An 18,188-nucleotide genomic window follows, 5' to 3' on the forward strand; every position below is an offset into this window, starting at 1 on the left:
ATGACTGAGAATACCAAAACAGTCCGTACCCTCAGCGGTCGTGTTGTCAGCAACAAGATGGACAAGTCCGTCACTGTACTGGTAGAGCGTTTTGTTAAGCATCCGATCTATAAAAAGTTCGTGAAGCGTTCTACCAAAGTTATGGCGCACGACGCTAATAACGAGTGCCAAATTGGCGACATCGTTACTGTAAAAGAGTCGCGTCCTTTGTCTAAAAACAAGACATGGGCGCTGGTAACCATCGACGAGCGCGCCGCCAAGGTCTAAGACCGGGCGCAGTTAGTTAGGAGCGAATAGCATGATTCAAACTCAAACCATGCTTGACGTTGCCGACAACAGCGGCGCGAAGCGCGTTCAGTGCATCAAAGTACTGGGCGGCTCACATCGTCGCTATGCCGGCATCGGCGATTTGATCAAAGTATCCGTTAAGGAAGCAATTCCTCGCGGTAAAGTGAAAAAAGGTCAGGTGATGACCGCAGTAGTTGTGCGTACCAAAAAAGGTGTACGCCGTCCGGACGGATCTATCATCCGTTTTGACGTCAACTCTGCCGTACTGTTGAACGCATCCAATGCGCCAATTGGTACTCGTATCTTTGGCCCTGTAACCCGTGAACTGCGTTCTGAGCAATTCATGAAGATCATTTCCCTGGCACCAGAAGTGCTTTAAGGGAGAAGGGGACACGGTATGTTAAAGATTCGCAAAAACGACGAAGTAGTTGTTATTGCTGGTAAAGACAAAGGCAAGCGCGGTACTGTTCGCACAGTACGTAACGACGGTCGCCTGGTTGTTTCCGGCATTAACATGGTGAAAAAACACCAGAAGCCAAACCCGTACCTTCAGCAGCCGGGCGGCATCGTTGAGAAAGAAGCTGGTATCCATGCTTCCAACGTGGCCATCTGGAATCCTAAGACTGAAAAAGCTGACCGCGTTGGCTTTAAAGTCGAAGGTGACACCAAGGTACGTATCTTCAAATCCACTGGCGATCAAATCGACGCCTGATAGGACTGGGTACTGCTATGTCACGTTTAGAAAAACTGTACAAAGAAGAAGTAGTAGCCAAGCTGAAAGAAGAGTTTGGTTACAACAACATCATGGAAGTGCCAAAAATCACCAAAGTGACCCTGAACATGGGTGTTGGTGAAGCACTGGGTGATAAAAAATTGCTGGATAGCGCAGTTGCCGATATGGAAGCAATTGCAGGTCAGAAAGTCATCGTTACTAAAGCTCGCAAGTCTGTTGCAGGTTTTAAAGTACGTGAAGGCTGGCCGATCGGCTGTAAAGTAACCCTGCGTCGTGATCGCATGTGGGAATTTATCGACCGTTTGGTAGATATCTCTTTGCCGCGTGTACGTGACTTTCGCGGTATTAACCCGAAGTCATTCGACGGTCGTGGTAACTACAGCATGGGTGTGAAGGAACAGATCATCTTCCCGGAAATTGAATACGATAAAGTAGACAAGGTCCGCGGTATGGATATCACCATCACCACCACGGCAAAAACTAACGAAGAAGGCCGCGCTCTGCTGAAAGCGCTGCAGTTCCCGTTCCGTAACTAAGGAGACTGAGTCATGGCAAAAATCGGCATGAAGCAGCGTGAACTGAAGCGTGAGAAGCTGGTCGCTAAGTTCGGCGCTAAGCGTGAAGAACTGAAAGCCATCATCAAAAATCCAAACTCTTCTGACGAAGAGCGTTGGAATGCACAAATGGCCCTGCAAAAACTGCCGCGCGATTCGTCCGCGAGCCGTCTGCAGCGTCGTTGTCAGATGACTGGTCGCCCACACGGTGTATACCGTAAATTCAAGCTGTCACGTATTAAACTGCGTGAAGAAGGCATGAAGGGCAACGTGCCAGGTCTGAAAAAAGCTAGTTGGTAAGCAATTCCCGGTACGCAGCGTGATGTTTTATTACGCTGCTGTTGCCGGGGCGCTGTACAACCGAGGACTATTTAAATGAGTATGCAAGATACGTTGGCGGACATGTTTACCCGCATTCGTAACGCCCAGCAAGCGGGCCACGCGAATGTGAGCATGCCGGCATCCAAAATCAAGAAATCTGTCGCCCAGGTTCTTGAAAACGAAGGTTACATCAGCGGCTTCTCTGTTGACGAAGCTGTTAAGTCTACGCTGACCATCGACCTGAAATACTACGAAGGCAAGCCGGTTATCGAGCGCATTGAGCGCGTTAGCCGTCCTGGTCTGCGCCAATACCGTGGTGCGACTGAGCTGCCTAAAGTAGAAGCCGGTCTGGGCGTGGCGATTGTTTCCACTTCTAAAGGCGTTATGACTGATCGTGCTGCCCGTGCTGCGGGTGTTGGCGGTGAAGTCATTGCGACCGTATTCTAAGGAGTCGTCACAATGTCCCGCGTAGCAAAAGCTCCTGTCGCCATTCCAGCTGGTGTTGAAATTCAGCTGGCAGAAGACAAGATCAGTGTTAAAGGTAAGCAGGGTCAACTGGACCTGGACGTACATTCTGCCGTGGCGATCAGCCAGGAAGAAAACGTACTGAAGTTTGCGCCAAAGAAACAAGACAAGCAGTCCATCGCGTTGGCTGGCACCTTCCGTGCTCTGGTTAACAACATGGTTAAAGGCGTGTCTGAAGGCTTTGAGAAAAAACTGATACTGCAAGGTGTTGGTTACCGTGCCAAAGCGTCCGGCAAGACTCTGAATCTGTCATTAGGCTTCTCTCATCCAGTGGATTACGAGCTGCCAGAAGGCGTGACTGCTGAAACGCCAAGCCAGACTGAAATCGTTATCAAAGGTATCGATAAGCAGCGTGTTGGCCAAGTAGCAGCCGAAATCCGTGGCTATCGTCCACCAGAGCCGTATAAAGGTAAGGGTGTACGTTATGCTGATGAGAATGTGCGTCGTAAAGAAGCCAAGAAAAAGTAAGGTCTAGGCCATGAATGAGAAGAAAAAAGCTCGTTTGCGCCGTGCCCAAAAAACACGGACAGTAATCCGTGATAAGGGCTCGGTTCGTCTGTGCGTTCATCGTACGCCCAGACACATCTATGCTCAGATCATCTCTGCCAATGGCGCTAGTGTCTTGGCGACTGCTTCAACTGTTGAAGCCGATCTGCGCAGTGAGGTTACTGGTAACGTCAATGCTGCGACCAAAGTAGGTCAATTGATCGCTGAGCGTGCGAAAGCCGCTGGCATCACCAAAGTAGCGTTCGATCGTTCTGGTTTTAAATACCATGGTCGTGTTAAAGCCTTGGCTGACGCGGCTCGTGAAAGCGGCCTGGAATTCTAAGGGTAAAGATCATGGCAAATAATGAACGTGTAGAACGTAACGAAAGCGAACTGCAGGAAAAACTGGTTCAAGTGAACCGTGTTGCCAAAGTAGTGAAAGGTGGTCGTATCTTCGCCTTTACCGCTTTGACTGTAGTCGGTGATGGCGCTGGCCGTGTCGGTTTTGGTCGTGGTAAGAGCCGTGAGGTTCCAACCGCTATCCAAAAAGCGATGGAACAAGCCAAGCGCAACATGATTAACGTACAGCTGGACGGCAGCACGCTGCAGTACGCTGTTAAAGCTCGTCACTCTGGCGCTCAAATCTACATGCAGCCAGCATCGGAAGGTACCGGTATTATTGCCGGTGGTGCGATGCGTGCGGTACTGGAGATGGTGGGTGTTAAAAACGTTTTGGCTAAGTGCTACGGCTCCACCAACCCTGTGAACGTTGTTCGCGCGACCGTTAAAGGTCTGGCGCAGATGCAGTCTCCAGATCAGGTTGCGGCCAAGCGTGGCAAGACGGTCGAAGAGATTCTGGGGTAATTCGTTATGGCTAAGAAAACCGTAAAAGTGACCCAAACTCGTAGCACCATTGGCAGATTGCCAAAGCACCGTGAAACCATGAAAGGTTTGGGTCTGCGTCGTATTGGTCACACTGTAGAATTGGAAGACACGCCGTCTGTACGCGGCATGATCAACCAAGTTCAATACATGGTTAAGGTAGAAGGGGAGTAATATGCGTCTCAACGAATTGAGCCCAGCTCCTGGTTCTAAACCTGCTGCTAAGCGTGTTGGTCGTGGTATCGGTTCTGGTCTGGGTAAGACCGGCGGCCGTGGTCACAAAGGTCAGAAGTCTCGCTCAGGCGGTAAAGTAGCGCCAGGTTTTGAAGGCGGTCAGATGCCAATTCACCGTCGTCTGCCTAAGTTCGGCTTTAACTCTCGCAAAGCTCCTCTGGTGGCCGAAATCCGCCTGAACGAGCTGTTGAAAGTTGAAGGTGACGTGGTTGACTTGGCGGCACTGAAAGCGGCTGACATCATCGGTGAGAAAATCATCGAAGGTCGTGTGATCCTGTCCGGCGAAATCAACAAGGCTGTGACCGTTAAAGGTCTGAAGGTCACTAAAGGCGCTAAAGCTGCCATTGAAGCAGCGGGTGGAAAGGTCGAAGACTAATGGCTAGGCAAGGCTCACTACCGCAAGGAATGCAATCCGGGCTCGGAGAACTCTGGGCTCGTATTCGCTTTGTATTCCTAGCGATTGTTGTATATCGAATCGGTACGCATATTCCGGTACCTGGCATTAACCCAGACTCTCTGGCGCGCCTGTTTGAACAAAACCAGGGCACCATCCTGGAAATGTTCAACATGTTCTCTGGTGGTGCACTGGAGCGCATGAGTATCCTGGCATTGGGTATCATGCCGTATATCTCGGCCTCGATTATCATGCAATTGCTGACGGCGGTGAGTCCGCAGCTTGAGCAACTCAAGAAGGAAGGTGAGTCCGGGCGTCGTAAGATTACCCAGTACACGCGCTACGGCACGGTATTGTTGGCGACGATTCAGGCCTTCGGCGTGTCCGCGGGTCTGGCTGGCCAAGGAGTCACCTTCTCGACTGGTATGGACTTCTACATCACTGCCATTCCGTCCTTTGTGGCCGGTGCGGTGTTTATGATGTGGTTGGGCGAGCAAGTAACAGAGCGCGGTATCGGTAATGGTATTTCCATTCTGATTTTCGCCGGTATTGTTGCAGGTTTGCCGGGTGCTATCGGTCAGGCATTTGAATCAGCGCGCCAAGGTGATTTACACATCTTGCTGCTGTTGGTCATCGCCGCTCTTGCAGTGCTGGTAATTGGCTTTGTGGTGTTTGTCGAACGCGGTCAGCGTCGCATCACCATCAACTATGCCAAGCGTCAGCAGGGCCGTCAGATGATGGCTGCACAGAGCAGCCACTTGCCTTTGAAGCTCAATATGGCGGGTGTGATTCCAGCGATTTTTGCCTCGTCCTTGCTGTTATTCCCTGCCTCATTGGGGCAATGGTTTGGCCAGGGCGAAGGCAGAGAGTGGTTGCAGGACCTGAGCATGGCTCTGGCACCGAACTCGCCGCTGTATACCTTGTTGTTCGCTGCAGGCATTATCTTCTTCTGCTATTTCTACACGGCGTTGATGTTCAACCCGCGTGATGTGGCCGAAAACCTGAAAAAGTCTGGTGCCTTCATTCCGGGGATTCGTCCTGGTATCCAGACCGCTAAGTACATCGATGGTGTGCTCGGTCGTCTGACCCTGTTTGGTTCGATCTATATCGCCGCCGTCTGCTTGATGCCACAGTTCTTAATTGTCGCAGCAGACGTACCTTTCTACTTCGGTGGCACTTCGCTGCTGATCGTAGTGGTGGTGGTGATGGACTTTATGTCACAGGTTCAGTCTCATCTGATGTCGCATCAGTATGAGTCGCTGATGAAGAAATCGAACCTGAAGAATTTTGGCTCAGCTCGCTGAGCCGAATTTAGGAGAACGTCATGAAAGTACGTGCATCTGTTAAAAAAATCTGCCGTGAATGCAAAGTTATTCGTCGTAACGGCAGTGTGCGAGTGATCTGTTCAGATCCTAAGCACAAGCAACGTCAGGGTTAATTTCCTGACACAGTCGGGCGTAATGCGAATGGCGGCTTGATTTTTGATCAAGCCGCCATTAATATCTTGCGCCCTTTCATCAAGTAAAGTGTAACGGAGTTAGACATGGCCCGTATTGCCGGTGTCAACATTCCTGACAACAAGCATGCAGTAATCTCTCTGACCTATGTCTATGGCATTGGTAAGACAACTGCGAAAGAGATCTGTGCTGCTACTAGCATCGCTGAAGACACCAAAATCGGTGAGTTGAGCGAAGAGCAGTTGGATCAGATCCGTAATGAAGTAGGTAAGTTCACTGTTGAGGGTGACCTGCGCCGCGAAGTGCAAATGAACATCAAACGTTTGATGGACATGGGCTGCTTCCGTGGTATTCGTCACCGTCGTAGCCTGCCTCTTCGCGGTCAGCGTACTAAAACAAATGCACGTACCCGTAAGGGTCCGCGTAAGCCGATCCGCAAGTAAGTTTTGCGGTCGGACTTTTAGTGTAGCTGCATTCGACTTGTTGCAGTGTTGATATTAAAAGCAGGATTTATCAAATGGCTAAGCCACAAAGATCAACCAAGAAAAAGGTTAAAAAGCAGGTCGTTGATGGGATTGCTCACATCCACGCCTCTTTTAACAACACCATCGTGACCATCACCGACCGCCAGGGCAATGCATTGTCTTGGGCGACCGCCGGTGGCTCTGGTTTCCGTGGTTCTCGTAAGAGCACTCCTTTTGCAGCTCAAGTAGCTGCAGAGCGCGCCGGTGAGGCAGCGAAAGAGTACGGCCTGAAAAACCTGGACGTAGAAGTTAAAGGTCCTGGTCCCGGCCGTGAATCTGCCGTTCGTGCCCTGAACGCCTGTGGTTATAAGATCAGCAACATCACCGATGTTACGCCGATCCCACATAACGGCTGTCGTCCACCTAAGAAACGTCGCGTATAAGGAGGCAGATTAATGGCACGTTATATTGGTCCAAAATGTAAGCTGTCTCGTCGTGAAGGAACCGACCTGTTCCTGAAGAGCGGCATTCGTGCACTGGATTCCAAGTGTAAAGCAGAAACTAAGCCAGGTGTTCACGGTGCAGGCCGTGGTCGTCTGTCAGACTACGGTCTGCAGCTGCGTGAGAAGCAGAAAGTTCGTCGTTTGTACGGCGTTCTGGAAAAGCAGTTCCGTGGTTACTACAAAGAAGCCGCTCGTCGCAAAGGCGCGACCGGTGAAGTACTGCTGCAATTGCTGGAGTCTCGTCTGGATAATGTGGTGTACCGCATGGGCTTCGGCTCAACGCGTGCTGAAGCACGTCAGCTGGTGTCTCACAAAGCCATCATCGTAAACGGTAAGACGGTAAACATTCCTTCTTACAACGTGAAGAGCGGTGATGTGGTTGCTATTCGCGAAAAATCCAAGTCTCAGGACCGTATCAAAACGGCTCTGGAACTGGCCGGTCAGCGTCCTGACTGTGGCTGGGTTGACGTGAATGCCAGCAAGATGGAAGGAACGTTCAAAGCGGTTCCTGAGCGCGCTGATCTCCCTGCTGAGATCAACGAAAACCTGATCGTCGAACTTTACTCTAAGTAATAGAGGAACTTAAGGGGCAGCTATGCAGCGTGCAGTGAATGAATTTCTGACACCTCGTCACATCCAGGTAGATGAAGTAAGCACTACCCACGCCAAAGTGACTTTGGAGCCACTGGAGCGTGGTTTTGGTCACACATTGGGCAGTGCATTGCGTCGTATCTTGTTGTCGTCTATGCCGGGCGCAGCAATCGTTGAATGCGAAATTGACGGCGTTTTGCACGAGTACAGCACCATTGAAGGCGTGCAGGAAGATGTTATTGAAATCCTGCTGAACCTCAAAGGTGTAGCAGTCAAGTTGCATGAACGCGACGAGGCGACCCTGAGTCTGAGCAAGGTAGGTCCTGGCGCAGTCACAGCTGCCGATATTCAACTGGATCATGGTGTTGATATTGCCAACCCAGATCACGTCATTGCTCACCTGAGCGAAGGCACTGATCTGAAAATGACCTTGAAAGTAGCGTCTGGTCGCGGCTATGAGACCGTTGAGTCTCGTAACCAAAACGACGAAGAAACCAAGGCCATTGGCAAACTCCAACTCGATGCTACTTACAGCCCGGTTAAGCGTGTGTCTTACAGCGTAGATTCTGCGCGGGTAGAACAGCGTACTGACCTGGATAAGCTGGTGATCGATCTGGAAACCAACGGTACCCTGGATCCGGAAGAAGCCATTCGTCGGTCTGCAACCATCTTGCAGCAGCAGTTGGCTGTGTTCGTGAACCTGGAAAATGAAGAAGTTGTTGAGCAAGCGCGTGAAGAAGAGGAAATTGATCCGATTCTGCTGCGTCCAGTCGACGACCTCGAGTTGACCGTGCGTTCAGCTAACTGTCTGAAAGCAGAAAACATCTACTACATCGGTGACCTGATTCAGCGCACCGAAGTTGAACTGTTGAAGACACCTAATCTGGGTAAGAAGTCTCTGACTGAAATTAAAGACGTTCTTGCTTCCCGTGGCTTGTCGTTGGGTATGCACTTAGAGAACTGGCCACCAGCCAGTCTGCGTAACGACGACAAAGTGCTGGCGTAAGCAGCGTTCAGTTAGTAAGGAATTAAACCATGCGTCATCGTAAAAGTGGTCGCCACTTCAATCGTACCAGCGCTCATCGTCAAGCCATGTTCAAAAACATGGCCGTGAGCCTGTTCGAGCATGAAATCATCAAGACGACTCTGCCAAAAGCGAAAGAGTTGCGTCGCGTCGCTGAGCCACTGATCACTCTGGCTAAAGAGGATTCAGTTGCGAACCGTCGTTTGGCGTTTGCTCGTACTCGCAGCAAAGCAGCAGTTGGCAAATTGTTCACCGATCTGGGTCCTCGCTACCAGGAACGTCCGGGTGGTTACATCCGTATCCTGAAGTGCGGTTTCCGTGCTGGTGATAACGCTCCTATGGCCTACGTCGAGCTGGTTGACCGTCCTGTGGCGGTTGAAGAAGCAGACGTCGTAGAGACCGACGGTGCAGCAGACGAGTAACATCGGCTGCAAATAAAAAGACCGCTGCTTGTCAGCGGTTTTTTTATGCCTGTAAGAAATGCAATCTCAATTCATTTCGCAGGTAGGGTGCACTGCAATGGCAAGCGTAACCCTGTAGACAGGTCGCAGCTGAGTCACACTGTTTGTTGGCAAATCGAGTTCCTGTTTGTTGTGGTGGAGATAATGATTGGAGAGCAGGTTACTATTCATGGCGATGAGTGGAAAAAAGAGGATGTTGCTGACGCAATCGAGTGGGCCAATACTCGTGTGTGGGAGCAACAACACTGGTTTGCCCCATCGCCCACTTGGGATCATGACCACTGCCAAATTTGCTGGAGGAAGCTGTTTAAATCATCCGATCCACAGCATGGTGTAGGGTATTTCAACCAACAAAATGACAACTGGTTGTGCTGCGAGTGCTTCTCTCAATTTGTACAGTGTTAGCAAAAGTGTGAGCTGTGGGAAGAGGTTCAGTGTCTGATATTGCTTTGTTTTTCTGCAGCAATTCTCGACAACAAAAAAAAGCCCCTGCGGGAGGGGCTTAAACGGGTCTATCAGAAGAGAAAATGGCTCATCCGTGAGCAAACGATCATGAACATGGTCTCTCGCTGTCTGCTGCCAGACGCAGTTACCATGTGCATTACAATAGCCTTTGTCGCCGTCAATCAGGGCAAAGGGTCGTCAAGAAGTGCCAACCCTGATTGCCCACTGTGTTACAGCCACACCAAGCTGAGTGTCGGCCAGAAAGTGATGATCAAGACTGTGACTAGCAAAATAAAGAAAAACGGCAATGTGGCGCGATATAAGGTCATCACCGGCTCGTTAAAGCGGAAGCTGGCAATAAACAAGTTCATGCCCACCGGCGGTGTGAAGTAGCCCAGCTGCATGTTTGCTAGGAACAAAATGCCCAAATGGATGGGGTGAATACCGTACTCCATGGCGATCGGCAAAATGATCGGAATCATAATGACGATGGCGGAGAAGATATCCAGCATCATGCCCAGCAGCAGCAAAAACAGCGTCAGCAGCAGCAAGAAGGTAATCGGGTCACTGATGTGCTGTTGGATAAACTCAAATACTTGTTGCGGAATACCAGCATCAATCATGTAGTTGGTCGATGCCAGCGACACCGCCAGAATCAGCAAGATGGCCCCCACCAACTTCATCGAGTCGCGCAGCACCACCGGTAAGTTGGCCAAACTGATTTCGCGGCGAATGACCACAGTGACCAGTAATACATACAGGGCGGTGATGGCCGCTGCCTCCGACACGGCAAAGAAGCCGCCGTAAATACCGCCCAACACGATAAACGGCAGTGGGATTTCCCAGCCGCAGTCCTTGATCGCTGCCCAAGCCTCTTTGCCGTTAAAGGGTTCGTCATTGGCGGGCAAATGGCGTGACTGCCAGCCGCTGTAGAGGCTCAAAGCAAGCAACATCAGGCCACCGGGTAATAAGCCTGCCAAAAACAGATCATCAATGCTCACCGGCGTTCCCAGCGACATTTGCTGCGCCACCACGCCATACAAAATCAGCGGCAAAGACGGGGCAAACAACAAGCCCAGGCTGCCCGATGAGGTCACCAAGCCGAGGTTAAACTGACGCGGATAACCGGCTTTTTGCAGCGCCGGCACCAGCAGCGCACCTAGGGCAACAATGGTGACGCCAGAGGCGCCGGTAAATGCTGTAAACAACGCACACACGGCCAATGCGACAATGGCCAGGCCACCGGGTAACCAGCCCAGCAATGCGTCGGTAATGCGCACCAGACGCTGCGGTGCTTTGCTTTCGCCAAGTAAATAACCGGCCACGGTAAACAGTGGAATGGCGATCAGTACCGGCATTTCCGCCACACGGTAGATCTCGACCGCCATGATCATTAAATCGACGTCGCTTTGATAAAAGCCCCATAAGGCGCTTGCAGCAATCACAGCAAACAAAGGCGCGCCGGCCAGCGCCAGCAGTAAAAGACAAAGGGGTACAAGAATGCTCATGCGGTTTCCACACGGCCCAGGGCGGCTTGCACGGTTTGCAAGGCAAAGCGCAGCGCCATCAGAGCAAAACTAACAGGGATGATTAATTGCATTGGCCAGGCTGGGAGTTGTGAGAATGCCTGGTCGCCATACTCGTACGCCAGTTTGACAAACTCCTGGCTGTGCCAGGCAATTACGCCGCAAACGACGCCAGCAAAGGCAGAGGTAACGATGGCGCAGGCACGTTTTAGCCCTGCACCTCCTAAGCGGTTGATCAGATCAATGGCGATGTGTTCGCGGCTGCGAGTGGCCAACAACGCGCCTAACAGCCCCAGCCACAACACCATGACACGCAGCAGCGGCGGAATCCAACCAATGCCGCCGCCAAACAGAGTGCGTGCCAAGATATCCACACCGGCCAGCAACACCATGGCCAGCAATAAAGCGATCAGTAGGCCGTCTTCCAGCCGGTGCAGCCAACGCAGCAGTGTCGACATCAATTCGCCGCTGCCGTTTGCTGACGGTAGTCTTCCAGCATTTGCTGCATCTTCTGGTAGTGTTCTACTGGATACACACCTTCGCCGGCCAGTTCCGCCACCGAGCGTTTCGCCAGCTCAGCCCAGGCTTGCTTATCGGCCTCGGTCAGAGCAACAAACTCCATACCGTTTTGCTGCAACGCTTGGCGTGCTTTGGCTTCGTCTTGCTCGTTCTGCTCGTCCATTTTGGCAAAGGTAGCGGCCATGATGTCCTCAACAATGCGCTGATCGTCGGCGTTAATTTTGTTGAAGGTTTTGGCGTCTACTACCAAGGTGCCCATCAAAAAGGTCAATGGAATATCCGTGGTATGGCTCAGCTTGGTATGCCATTGCAGCGCGATGGCGGAGGTCATGTTGGCCGCAATGGTGTTGATCAGGCCGGTCTGCAGGCTGGTGTAAACGTCCGACACCGGCAGTGCGATGGGCTGCACATCGCCGTTTTCAAAGGTGGTTTTGCTGATCACATCGCCTTCGGGCACCCACACTTTTTGCTCACGCACATCGTCTGATGTGTGCAGCGCCTGATTGGACATCAGGTAAGCAAAGCCACCTTCAGAAATGCCCAATAGTACAAAGCCTTTGTCGGCCAACGCTTGTTTGATGATCGGATCAAAGGTTGAACGCACCGCGCGTACTTCGTCCAGATTACGGAAAGTGAACGGCAAGCTGTACAACTGAGTTTCCTTGGCGATCTGAGCCAGGGCACCGGCGGCAATGGCGCCGCCTTGCAGCTGACGAATACGAATCTTACGCAGCACGCTCTTGTCGCTGCCTTGAATGCCACCAGGGAAATAACGGATCTTAACGCGCCCATCGGTGCGCTGCTTGATGTCGTCCGCAGCGGCCCGCATGTGCTTCATCCAGCTGGTGCCCTGCGGAGCCAGGGTCGCAATTTTTAGTGTGGTGGCATGACTGGCCAGCGGCATCAGCAGCAGGGCAGACAGCAGGGCTATGAATCGGATCATGGGGATTACTCGAAATAATCGGCCGATGAGGCGAGCAGTTGCTCAGCCTGACGTTGGGCCAGTCGGTTGATTAATGTAAGTCCTTCTGTTTTCGGATCGGCGGCCAACACTTCCTTAAGCAGCCGGTCGTGCAGATCTTGTTCGAACATCAAGCGCGCGTATTGTTTCGCGTACAGCACTTTCGCCATCAAATGACGTTGTTGGGTAATCTCTAATGCCCGTTCAAAGTGCTGACGACCAACTTCCGGTTGGCCACCCAGACTTAGTGGCAACTGGGTTTCCAGCACACCGAGATACACCTGAACGGTGGCGTTGTCGTAGCTTGGGTCGTACTTGGCTACCCATTGCATCAGCGCCTTGACCTTGCCGAGCTGGGCAATGGCGTTCCAGTCGTCGCTGTTGGCTTGAATCCAGCCAGCCCAGGCCGCAGCAAACGCATACCAAACGCCGATATCGTCTTCGTCGTAATCCGACTCCAGCGCCGCCAGCAGCGGGTCCAGTGGACCGTCGACCAGGGTGCATGCATCGTCGTCGTATTCGCACAGGGCGCGGCGCGCGTAATTCATGGCTTTGTCGGCCAGCAGTTTGGCTTGCTCAGGATCGCTGGAAAAAACACCCGCATAGGCACCGTAGAGCTTGGCGCCGGCGAGCAGATAGTCCTCGTCGTCCGGGTAAGTCAGGATAAGTGCGTCTAACAGCAGCAAATAGGCTGGTGCGCCGGCCTCGACCACGGCAGGGCTGTCCTGATTCATCATCGACCGTGACAAGTTTTCAGGTAAATGGCCGACGGAGCAGGCGCTGAGTAATCCGACGGCAAGTAAACTGGCGAGTGCTTTCATGGACTGTGCTCAATCACGAAGAGCGCGGATTGTACACCGTTTAACTTTGCCGTTTCATTAACCGGTCACACACTGGTCACGATGACAATAGGACGCTGTGTTCAACGTCGGCCATGGCGTAGTCGACACCCAGGCTGGACAAAATGTCGCGGCTGGTGCCATTGGCGCTGAACTCGGCAACGGTGCGCTTGGCCATAAAACAGGCGATGTCGCGCATCGACTTCACCAGCGCATAGTCTGCCGAGCTGGTGCTGAGTTGGTCGATAAAACGGTGATCGATGCGCACATAGTCCACCGGCAAGTGTTTCAAAGCTACGAAGGCCGACTGCCCGGTACCGAAGTCGGCCAGAGCGAAGCGATAGCCTAGCTGCCTCAGGGCATGCATACGCTCTGCGGCTTCATCCAGGTCGGCCAAGTGGTCGGTGTTGCTCAGTTCCAGACATAATTTACCCACCGGCAACAGTTGGTCGCAGGCTTGGCGCAATTGCTGATAGGTTTGCTCATGCAGCAATAAGTCACCACTGCACGGCAAAAACAGCCGCTCGCATTGCAAATCCAAGTCAGTTTTCGGCAGCCACTTGAGTGTTTGTTGCAACAGCCATTGTTCGATTTCTAGCGGGCGCCGCTGTGCGTGGTCACTGTAGGTCGCTTGTTGCGGTGGTAGCAGCGGTTGTCCTTCCTCCAGTGGGGCGGCTTGCAACAGGTAACTGTATTCGCCTTTGTGTTCGGGATGAAGGTGCTGAATGGGGGTTCCTAATAGGGCCAACTGATGGTGATTCAACGCCTGCAGCGATTGCTGATACCAGCGACTAACCGCATCGTCGCTAATAACATCGCTGGCCGGTGTTCTTACTGCGTTTGCTGCAGGTGTTGAGGCCGATAGGTCCTCAGAATCGCTGTACCAAACAACACGAGCACCACCGACGTCTTTGGCACGGCTGCAGGCATGGTAGGCTTGCTCGAGCAAGATGTGCGACTCGTTTTGATCACTGAGCGCGGTGGCTCCTATGCTCAGTTGAATAGTAAATGACTGGCCATCAACGTCCACGGTCAGCTGTTTGACCGCTTGCTCAATATCATTCACCTGCTGCTCGGCAGTGCTCTGCTCCGACAACGCCAGCAGCAGGCCGAATTCATTACTGCCAGTGCGAGCGATCAGCGCATCCGGGAAGCGATCGTCCAGCACCGTTGCCACGGTCTGCAAGCTGGCATCGGCACCAGCCAAGCCGTATTGGCGGTTGATCTCTCTAAACCCATCAATATCTAGCAGGCATAACAGGGTGGGCTGCGAGCTGCGTACGGCTTGGTCGAATCTGAGTTCCAGCTCGCGGATAAAATGCGCTCGATTGATCAGGCCAGTCAGGTCGTCCTGATTGGCTTGTTCGGAGAGGTCACGATAAATCTGCTCCACCAGCTTGTCGATGCTTTGGTCGACGGCGCTTTCTTGCTGCTCGTACAGGCGTTTTACGCGATCGTCATCAAAGGCACGCGCCAGCTCGGCCAAGGTAAAATCAATCACCTTCATACCGCTGTGATTGACACAGGCAAATTTGGACGCATCTTCCGCCACCCAGGCAATGGACACCGCTTGGTCTTGCTCGGTCAGCAGCAGCCAGTCGCCCACTTGCAGGTTTTCTGCTTTGCGCAAGCCATTGCCCTCGGGGGCAGGCTCATCGTCGGCCACAATGAACTCGGGCAGATCGATGGTGCCTCGGACCTCACCCTGGGACAGATGCTGCTCTGCCGCTTGCAGAATTTCATCGTGCCATTGCTGATGATGCGGTTGATTGCCGTTCATTTGATCAAGCTCGTAGCGCGCCAGCTCCATCATCGGGCGAAAGCGCTCTAGCAACTCCTGGCGGCCAGCATTTTGCGGACTAAACAGTAGTAAAACCTGGCGATACAGTTTGACGGCCCCCGAAAATCGTTTGCTGTCTTCGCCTTCACGCAGCAACAACAAGCTCAGCAGCGGTTGCCAGCCTTGTTGTAGCCACTCGACCACACAATGGGGCAGGGTGCGGCCAGCGGTATCGCGACCGATCAGATGCTCGATTTGGCGGCGGGCCTGCTGCAGCTGATGTTCGCCTTCGGCCGCCTGAGCAACACGCTCGGTATTCTGGCGCGCTTTGCGTTCGGCTTGGCGTACCAGTTGTTCGACTTGCTCCAGTAGCGCCTCAAATGCACCCACGTCTTGTTGTTCGCTGTGTTGCAGCTGTTCGATCAGTACCTGCAGGCGCTGCCCCAGTTGTTGTTGCCCGCTGGTGGTCAGTTGCCCTAGGCGGGCCACCTGATTCAGTACCTGTCTGCCAGGGTGTTGCGGGTTAAACAGCAAGCTGGCGTCTTGCAGCATTAACTGCAGAACCGGCCAGCCCAATGTTTCGATGTGGGGTTTGACAAAATCGGCGATTTGCTGTGATTGCAGCAGGTTTTGGGTGACATTTTGCAGGGTATCGATGGCGTCACGCGACTCGGCTGGCAACGCGACTTGTTGCTCCGCCAACTCACGCTCAATGTGATCGAGTACATTACTGTCTTTCAAGCTGGCTTGCGCCGCGACTTGTTGTACGGCGTGCTCGACCTCTTGCTGCGCTGCTTCAGCGACCGTGGCCTGCTCGATCGTAGCGCTGCCATCCCCTTGGCGCTGATGGCGCAGTTGCAGCAACGACTGAATGTTGGCGTACGCCTGACGCGCTTCTTGTTGGTGTTGCTGAAAGTGGCTCAGATGCGCGCCGCTGGTGGCAGGGCGGCCGCCTTGTTCTGTCAGCGATTGATTTGGCTGCTCCGCGGTTGTTGCACTCAGCGTCGAGCCAGGAGATGCATTAAACCCTGGTCGCTGCTCGGCTTTGGCGACTGCCACTTCTGCTGGGCGCGGCTTGCGATAGCGGAAGGTCATGGGAATGTGAATGTCTTTGCACAAAGCTTCAAAGGTGGTTTGCATCAGCTGTGCGGCATGTTGCTCGAACAACTCAAAGGCCAGGGTACGAGCGGCCGCGGGCAAGCGCAGCGGCTCGATGCTATCAGCAAAGGCCTCGGTTAACGTATTGGCGCCAATGGGATTAAAGCAATCGTCCACGCTGTCGGCGCTGGACAGTGTGTCGAGCAGCTGGCGAACTTCGAAGCTTTGGCGGCTAAGGCGCGACTGCAAATGCGACGCAGTCACTTTGGCCAGCAGCCAATCTTCAAACTCGGTTTGTTGTACTAAGGTCAGCTGCCACTCTTCTTGCTGCTGCGGGTGGTTGTCTCGGGTTAGCCTGGGCTGGCCATCCAGCCAGCGTTTTAACTGTTGTTGTAGGCGTTCTTTAAAGCGTTGAATCAGTGGTACGGCTTGCTGTTTAACGTGCTTTTCAAGTTGCAGCCATTGCTGTTGTTCGTTGGTGGAGCGGCCCTGATTGGCTTGGTCAAACAATGTTTCCAGATACTCAGGTAACCAGCGCTTAATCAGTCGGTCGGCAAACTCAGTGGCATCTCGGCTGAAACGCTGACGGTACTGTTGACGTTGCTCGTCGGCAAGGCCGCCGCTGGCACGATACTGCTGGTTGGACTCTTGCAGTTGTAAAAACAACCGGTCGTCTGGCGTGTGCACTTTCAAGCCGACGTCGCGGCCACGCTGAAAAATCCACTCCACCTCAATGTGTAAGCATTCGTTCTCTAGCTGCAGTTCTATGGTGTGCAGGCTACCAGTGACCGGCTGGAACTCATGCGGCCACTCAAGCTTCATACCGGAGTGAGAATAATCCACCACTTTGCAGTCGTAGGTGTGGCCATCCGCCGCTTTCAGACGGGCAGTAAAGTGACTGGAAAAACGTGGATGGTGCCTTAATTCAGCTGCCATAGAGTGCCTCAAAGCAAGTGCGGCCAGTGCGCTTGGGTCGGAATTTCAGTATAGGATGAGATCGGCTGGCTCAAGTTGGCATCGGCAAAAATGGCAGCTGGCATTGCTGCCGTATGACCGCTGCGCAGACCCAACCACCAGCGCCAGCTCGCTAAGATCTGTGCCTTGGCTGTGGTTGCCAAATGCACATTTGATTTCTATATTTCTATCTAGTTATGTTTTTGAGAGGGGACTGAGATGGCGATGACAAAGGATGATTTTTTGGCCGCCGCAATGGCGTCAGTCAATGCAGTTGATACGGCTGCTGCGGAGCAGCTCATACAGGGTAACGCCGTGGTGCTGGATGTGCGTGAACCGGCCGAGTTTGCCATGGGACACTTACCCCAGGCGGTTAACGTGCCGCGCGGTTTACTGGAGTTTATGGTGGGGCAGCATCCGGCCTTGTCTGATCAACAGGCGCAAGTTTTGCTCTATTGTAAAAACGGCGGCCGCAGTACCTTGGCGGCTCATACCTTGAAGCAAATGGGGTTTGAGCGCATCAGCATGCTGACAGGCGGGTTTGATCAATGGGCCGGCGAAGTTCAACGCGTGGAAGTGGATGCCAATGTGTATCGATAAGCGCATTTTGGCAGGGCTGTTAACCGCCTTCTTGTGTGCACCGAGCGTCGCGCAACAACGCCATGATGAGCATTTGCCGCAAGCCCGAGCGCTGACAAAACAACTGGCGACTTCGTTGCAGCAGACGTTGGCAACGACGCTTAAGGCTGATGGGCCGGTGGCGGCCATCAAGGTGTGCAATACGGCAGCTCCTGAGATCAGTCGAGCCTTGAGCCGCCAAGGTTGGCAAGTGGGCCGCGTATCGCAGCGACTGCGTAACACCGACAATGCCCCTGATGAGTGGGAGCGGGCAACGCTATTGCGGTTTGAGCAGCAACTGGCTGCAGGCCAAGATGCCACTACACTGGAGCACGGCGAGCAGGTCGACGGCCGCTTTCGCTACATGAAAGCCATCGCCACCCAAGCTGTTTGTCTGACGTGTCATGGAACTGTTCTGAGTACTGCGGTGCAGCAAGCGATTGCGCAGCGCTACCCGCTGGATCGAGCAACCGGTTATGACATAGGCCAGTTACGCGGTGCTTTTTCGTTGAGTAAAGTCATGGAGGAATGA

Annotated in this window: 25 protein-coding genes; 20 read left to right on the forward strand and 5 right to left on the reverse strand. The window is 53.0% G+C overall.

The genetic code is table 11. The annotated features are described in order from the left end of the window. From rpsQ to rplQ, 18 genes are all read left to right on the forward strand, one after another. Window positions 1-267: a 30S ribosomal protein S17 gene (rpsQ, locus tag CHH28_RS06060; protein WP_094061993.1), complete on the forward strand. Its 267-nt coding sequence runs from the start codon at window positions 1-3 to the stop codon at window positions 265-267. Window positions 268-298: 31 nt separating this feature from the next. Then, window positions 299-667 (forward strand): 50S ribosomal protein L14, encoded by a 369-nt coding sequence (rplN, locus tag CHH28_RS06065; RefSeq protein ID WP_094059470.1) that lies wholly within the window; start codon window positions 299-301, stop codon window positions 665-667. Window positions 668-685: 18 nt separating this feature from the next. Then, window positions 686-1,000, forward strand: a complete 315-nt coding sequence (rplX, locus tag CHH28_RS06070) for a 50S ribosomal protein L24 (RefSeq protein ID WP_094059471.1) — start codon at window positions 686-688, stop codon at window positions 998-1,000. A 17-nt stretch (window positions 1,001-1,017) separates the two neighbouring features. Next, on the forward strand, window positions 1,018-1,557 hold the full coding sequence (gene rplE, locus CHH28_RS06075) for a 50S ribosomal protein L5 (RefSeq protein ID WP_094059472.1): 540 nt from the start codon (window positions 1,018-1,020) through the stop codon (window positions 1,555-1,557). A gap of 12 nt (window positions 1,558-1,569) precedes the next feature. Beyond that, on the forward strand, window positions 1,570-1,875 hold the full coding sequence (rpsN, locus tag CHH28_RS06080; protein WP_094059473.1) for a 30S ribosomal protein S14: 306 nt from the start codon (window positions 1,570-1,572) through the stop codon (window positions 1,873-1,875). Window positions 1,876-1,950: 75 nt separating this feature from the next. Then, window positions 1,951-2,343, forward strand: coding sequence for a 30S ribosomal protein S8 (gene rpsH, locus CHH28_RS06085; RefSeq protein WP_094059474.1), 393 nt, complete (start codon window positions 1,951-1,953; stop codon window positions 2,341-2,343). 12 nt (window positions 2,344-2,355) lie between these two features. Then, window positions 2,356-2,889 (forward strand): 50S ribosomal protein L6, encoded by a 534-nt coding sequence (gene rplF / locus CHH28_RS06090; protein ID WP_094059475.1) that lies wholly within the window; start codon window positions 2,356-2,358, stop codon window positions 2,887-2,889. Window positions 2,890-2,899: 10 nt separating this feature from the next. Then, entirely contained in the window at window positions 2,900-3,250 is a 351-nt protein-coding gene (rplR, locus tag CHH28_RS06095; RefSeq protein ID WP_094059476.1) for a 50S ribosomal protein L18, read from the forward strand. A gap of 11 nt (window positions 3,251-3,261) precedes the next feature. Further along, window positions 3,262-3,771 carry a 30S ribosomal protein S5 gene (rpsE, locus tag CHH28_RS06100; RefSeq protein ID WP_094059477.1) on the forward strand — a complete coding sequence of 170 codons (510 nt, stop codon included), beginning with the start codon at window positions 3,262-3,264 and terminating at the stop codon, window positions 3,769-3,771. Between the two features lie 6 nt (window positions 3,772-3,777). Then, entirely contained in the window at window positions 3,778-3,963 is a 186-nt protein-coding gene (rpmD, locus tag CHH28_RS06105) for a 50S ribosomal protein L30 (protein ID WP_094059478.1), read from the forward strand. Between the two features lies 1 nt (window position 3,964). After that, window positions 3,965-4,399 carry a 50S ribosomal protein L15 gene (gene rplO / locus CHH28_RS06110; protein ID WP_094059479.1) on the forward strand — a complete coding sequence of 145 codons (435 nt, stop codon included), beginning with the start codon at window positions 3,965-3,967 and terminating at the stop codon, window positions 4,397-4,399. After that, window positions 4,399-5,721: a preprotein translocase subunit SecY gene (secY, locus tag CHH28_RS06115; protein ID WP_094059480.1), complete on the forward strand. Its 1,323-nt coding sequence runs from the start codon at window positions 4,399-4,401 to the stop codon at window positions 5,719-5,721. Before rplO ends, secY begins: the two co-directional genes overlap by 1 nt. Window positions 5,722-5,741: 20 nt before the next feature. Then, window positions 5,742-5,855: a 50S ribosomal protein L36 gene (rpmJ, locus tag CHH28_RS06120; protein WP_094059481.1), complete on the forward strand. Its 114-nt coding sequence runs from the start codon at window positions 5,742-5,744 to the stop codon at window positions 5,853-5,855. A gap of 105 nt (window positions 5,856-5,960) precedes the next feature. Then, complete coding sequence (gene rpsM, locus CHH28_RS06125; protein WP_094059482.1) at window positions 5,961-6,317, forward strand: 30S ribosomal protein S13; 357 nt, start codon at window positions 5,961-5,963, stop codon at window positions 6,315-6,317. A gap of 74 nt (window positions 6,318-6,391) precedes the next feature. Next, entirely contained in the window at window positions 6,392-6,781 is a 390-nt protein-coding gene (rpsK, locus tag CHH28_RS06130) for a 30S ribosomal protein S11 (RefSeq protein WP_094059483.1), read from the forward strand. 12 nt (window positions 6,782-6,793) lie between these two features. Next, complete coding sequence (rpsD, locus tag CHH28_RS06135) at window positions 6,794-7,414, forward strand: 30S ribosomal protein S4 (protein WP_094059484.1); 621 nt, start codon at window positions 6,794-6,796, stop codon at window positions 7,412-7,414. Window positions 7,415-7,436: 22 nt separating this feature from the next. Next, window positions 7,437-8,438 carry a DNA-directed RNA polymerase subunit alpha gene (locus CHH28_RS06140; protein WP_094059485.1) on the forward strand — a complete coding sequence of 334 codons (1,002 nt, stop codon included), beginning with the start codon at window positions 7,437-7,439 and terminating at the stop codon, window positions 8,436-8,438. Window positions 8,439-8,467: 29 nt separating this feature from the next. Then, window positions 8,468-8,878 (forward strand): 50S ribosomal protein L17, encoded by a 411-nt coding sequence (gene rplQ, locus CHH28_RS06145; RefSeq protein WP_094059486.1) that lies wholly within the window; start codon window positions 8,468-8,470, stop codon window positions 8,876-8,878. 713 nt (window positions 8,879-9,591) lie between these two features. On the opposite strand, the gene CHH28_RS06155 is transcribed toward rplQ, so the two are convergent. From CHH28_RS06155 to CHH28_RS06175, 5 genes are all read right to left on the reverse strand, one after another. Further along, window positions 9,592-10,869 carry a TRAP transporter large permease gene (locus CHH28_RS06155; protein ID WP_094059488.1) on the reverse strand — a complete coding sequence of 426 codons (1,278 nt, stop codon included), beginning with the start codon at window positions 10,867-10,869 and terminating at the stop codon, window positions 9,592-9,594. After that, on the reverse strand, window positions 10,866-11,345 hold the full coding sequence (locus CHH28_RS06160) for a TRAP transporter small permease (protein WP_094059489.1): 480 nt from the start codon (window positions 11,343-11,345) through the stop codon (window positions 10,866-10,868). Before CHH28_RS06160 ends, CHH28_RS06155 begins: the two co-directional genes overlap by 4 nt. Then, entirely contained in the window at window positions 11,345-12,349 is a 1,005-nt protein-coding gene (gene dctP / locus CHH28_RS06165; RefSeq protein WP_199244015.1) for a TRAP transporter substrate-binding protein DctP, read from the reverse strand. Before dctP ends, CHH28_RS06160 begins: the two co-directional genes overlap by 1 nt. Window positions 12,350-12,354: 5 nt before the next feature. Next, a complete protein-coding gene (locus CHH28_RS06170; RefSeq protein WP_233243765.1) occupies window positions 12,355-13,188 on the reverse strand; it encodes a TRAP transporter TatT component family protein in 834 nt (277 codons plus the stop codon). A 76-nt stretch (window positions 13,189-13,264) separates the two neighbouring features. After that, window positions 13,265-17,020 (reverse strand): DUF1631 family protein, encoded by a 3,756-nt coding sequence (locus tag CHH28_RS06175; RefSeq protein WP_094059490.1) that lies wholly within the window; start codon window positions 17,018-17,020, stop codon window positions 13,265-13,267. A gap of 237 nt (window positions 17,021-17,257) precedes the next feature. On the opposite strand from CHH28_RS06175, the gene CHH28_RS06185 reads away from it, so the two are divergent. Both CHH28_RS06185 and CHH28_RS06190 read left to right on the forward strand, forming a co-directional pair. Next, window positions 17,258-17,638, forward strand: a complete 381-nt coding sequence (locus CHH28_RS06185; protein ID WP_094059492.1) for a rhodanese-like domain-containing protein — start codon at window positions 17,258-17,260, stop codon at window positions 17,636-17,638. After that, complete coding sequence (locus CHH28_RS06190) at window positions 17,619-18,188, forward strand: Tll0287-like domain-containing protein (protein ID WP_094059493.1); 570 nt, start codon at window positions 17,619-17,621, stop codon at window positions 18,186-18,188. Before CHH28_RS06185 ends, CHH28_RS06190 begins: the two co-directional genes overlap by 20 nt.

The sequence above is a fragment of the Bacterioplanes sanyensis genome, assembly GCF_002237535.1.
Taxonomy (GTDB): domain Bacteria; phylum Pseudomonadota; class Gammaproteobacteria; order Pseudomonadales; family Oceanobacteraceae; genus Bacterioplanes; species Bacterioplanes sanyensis_A.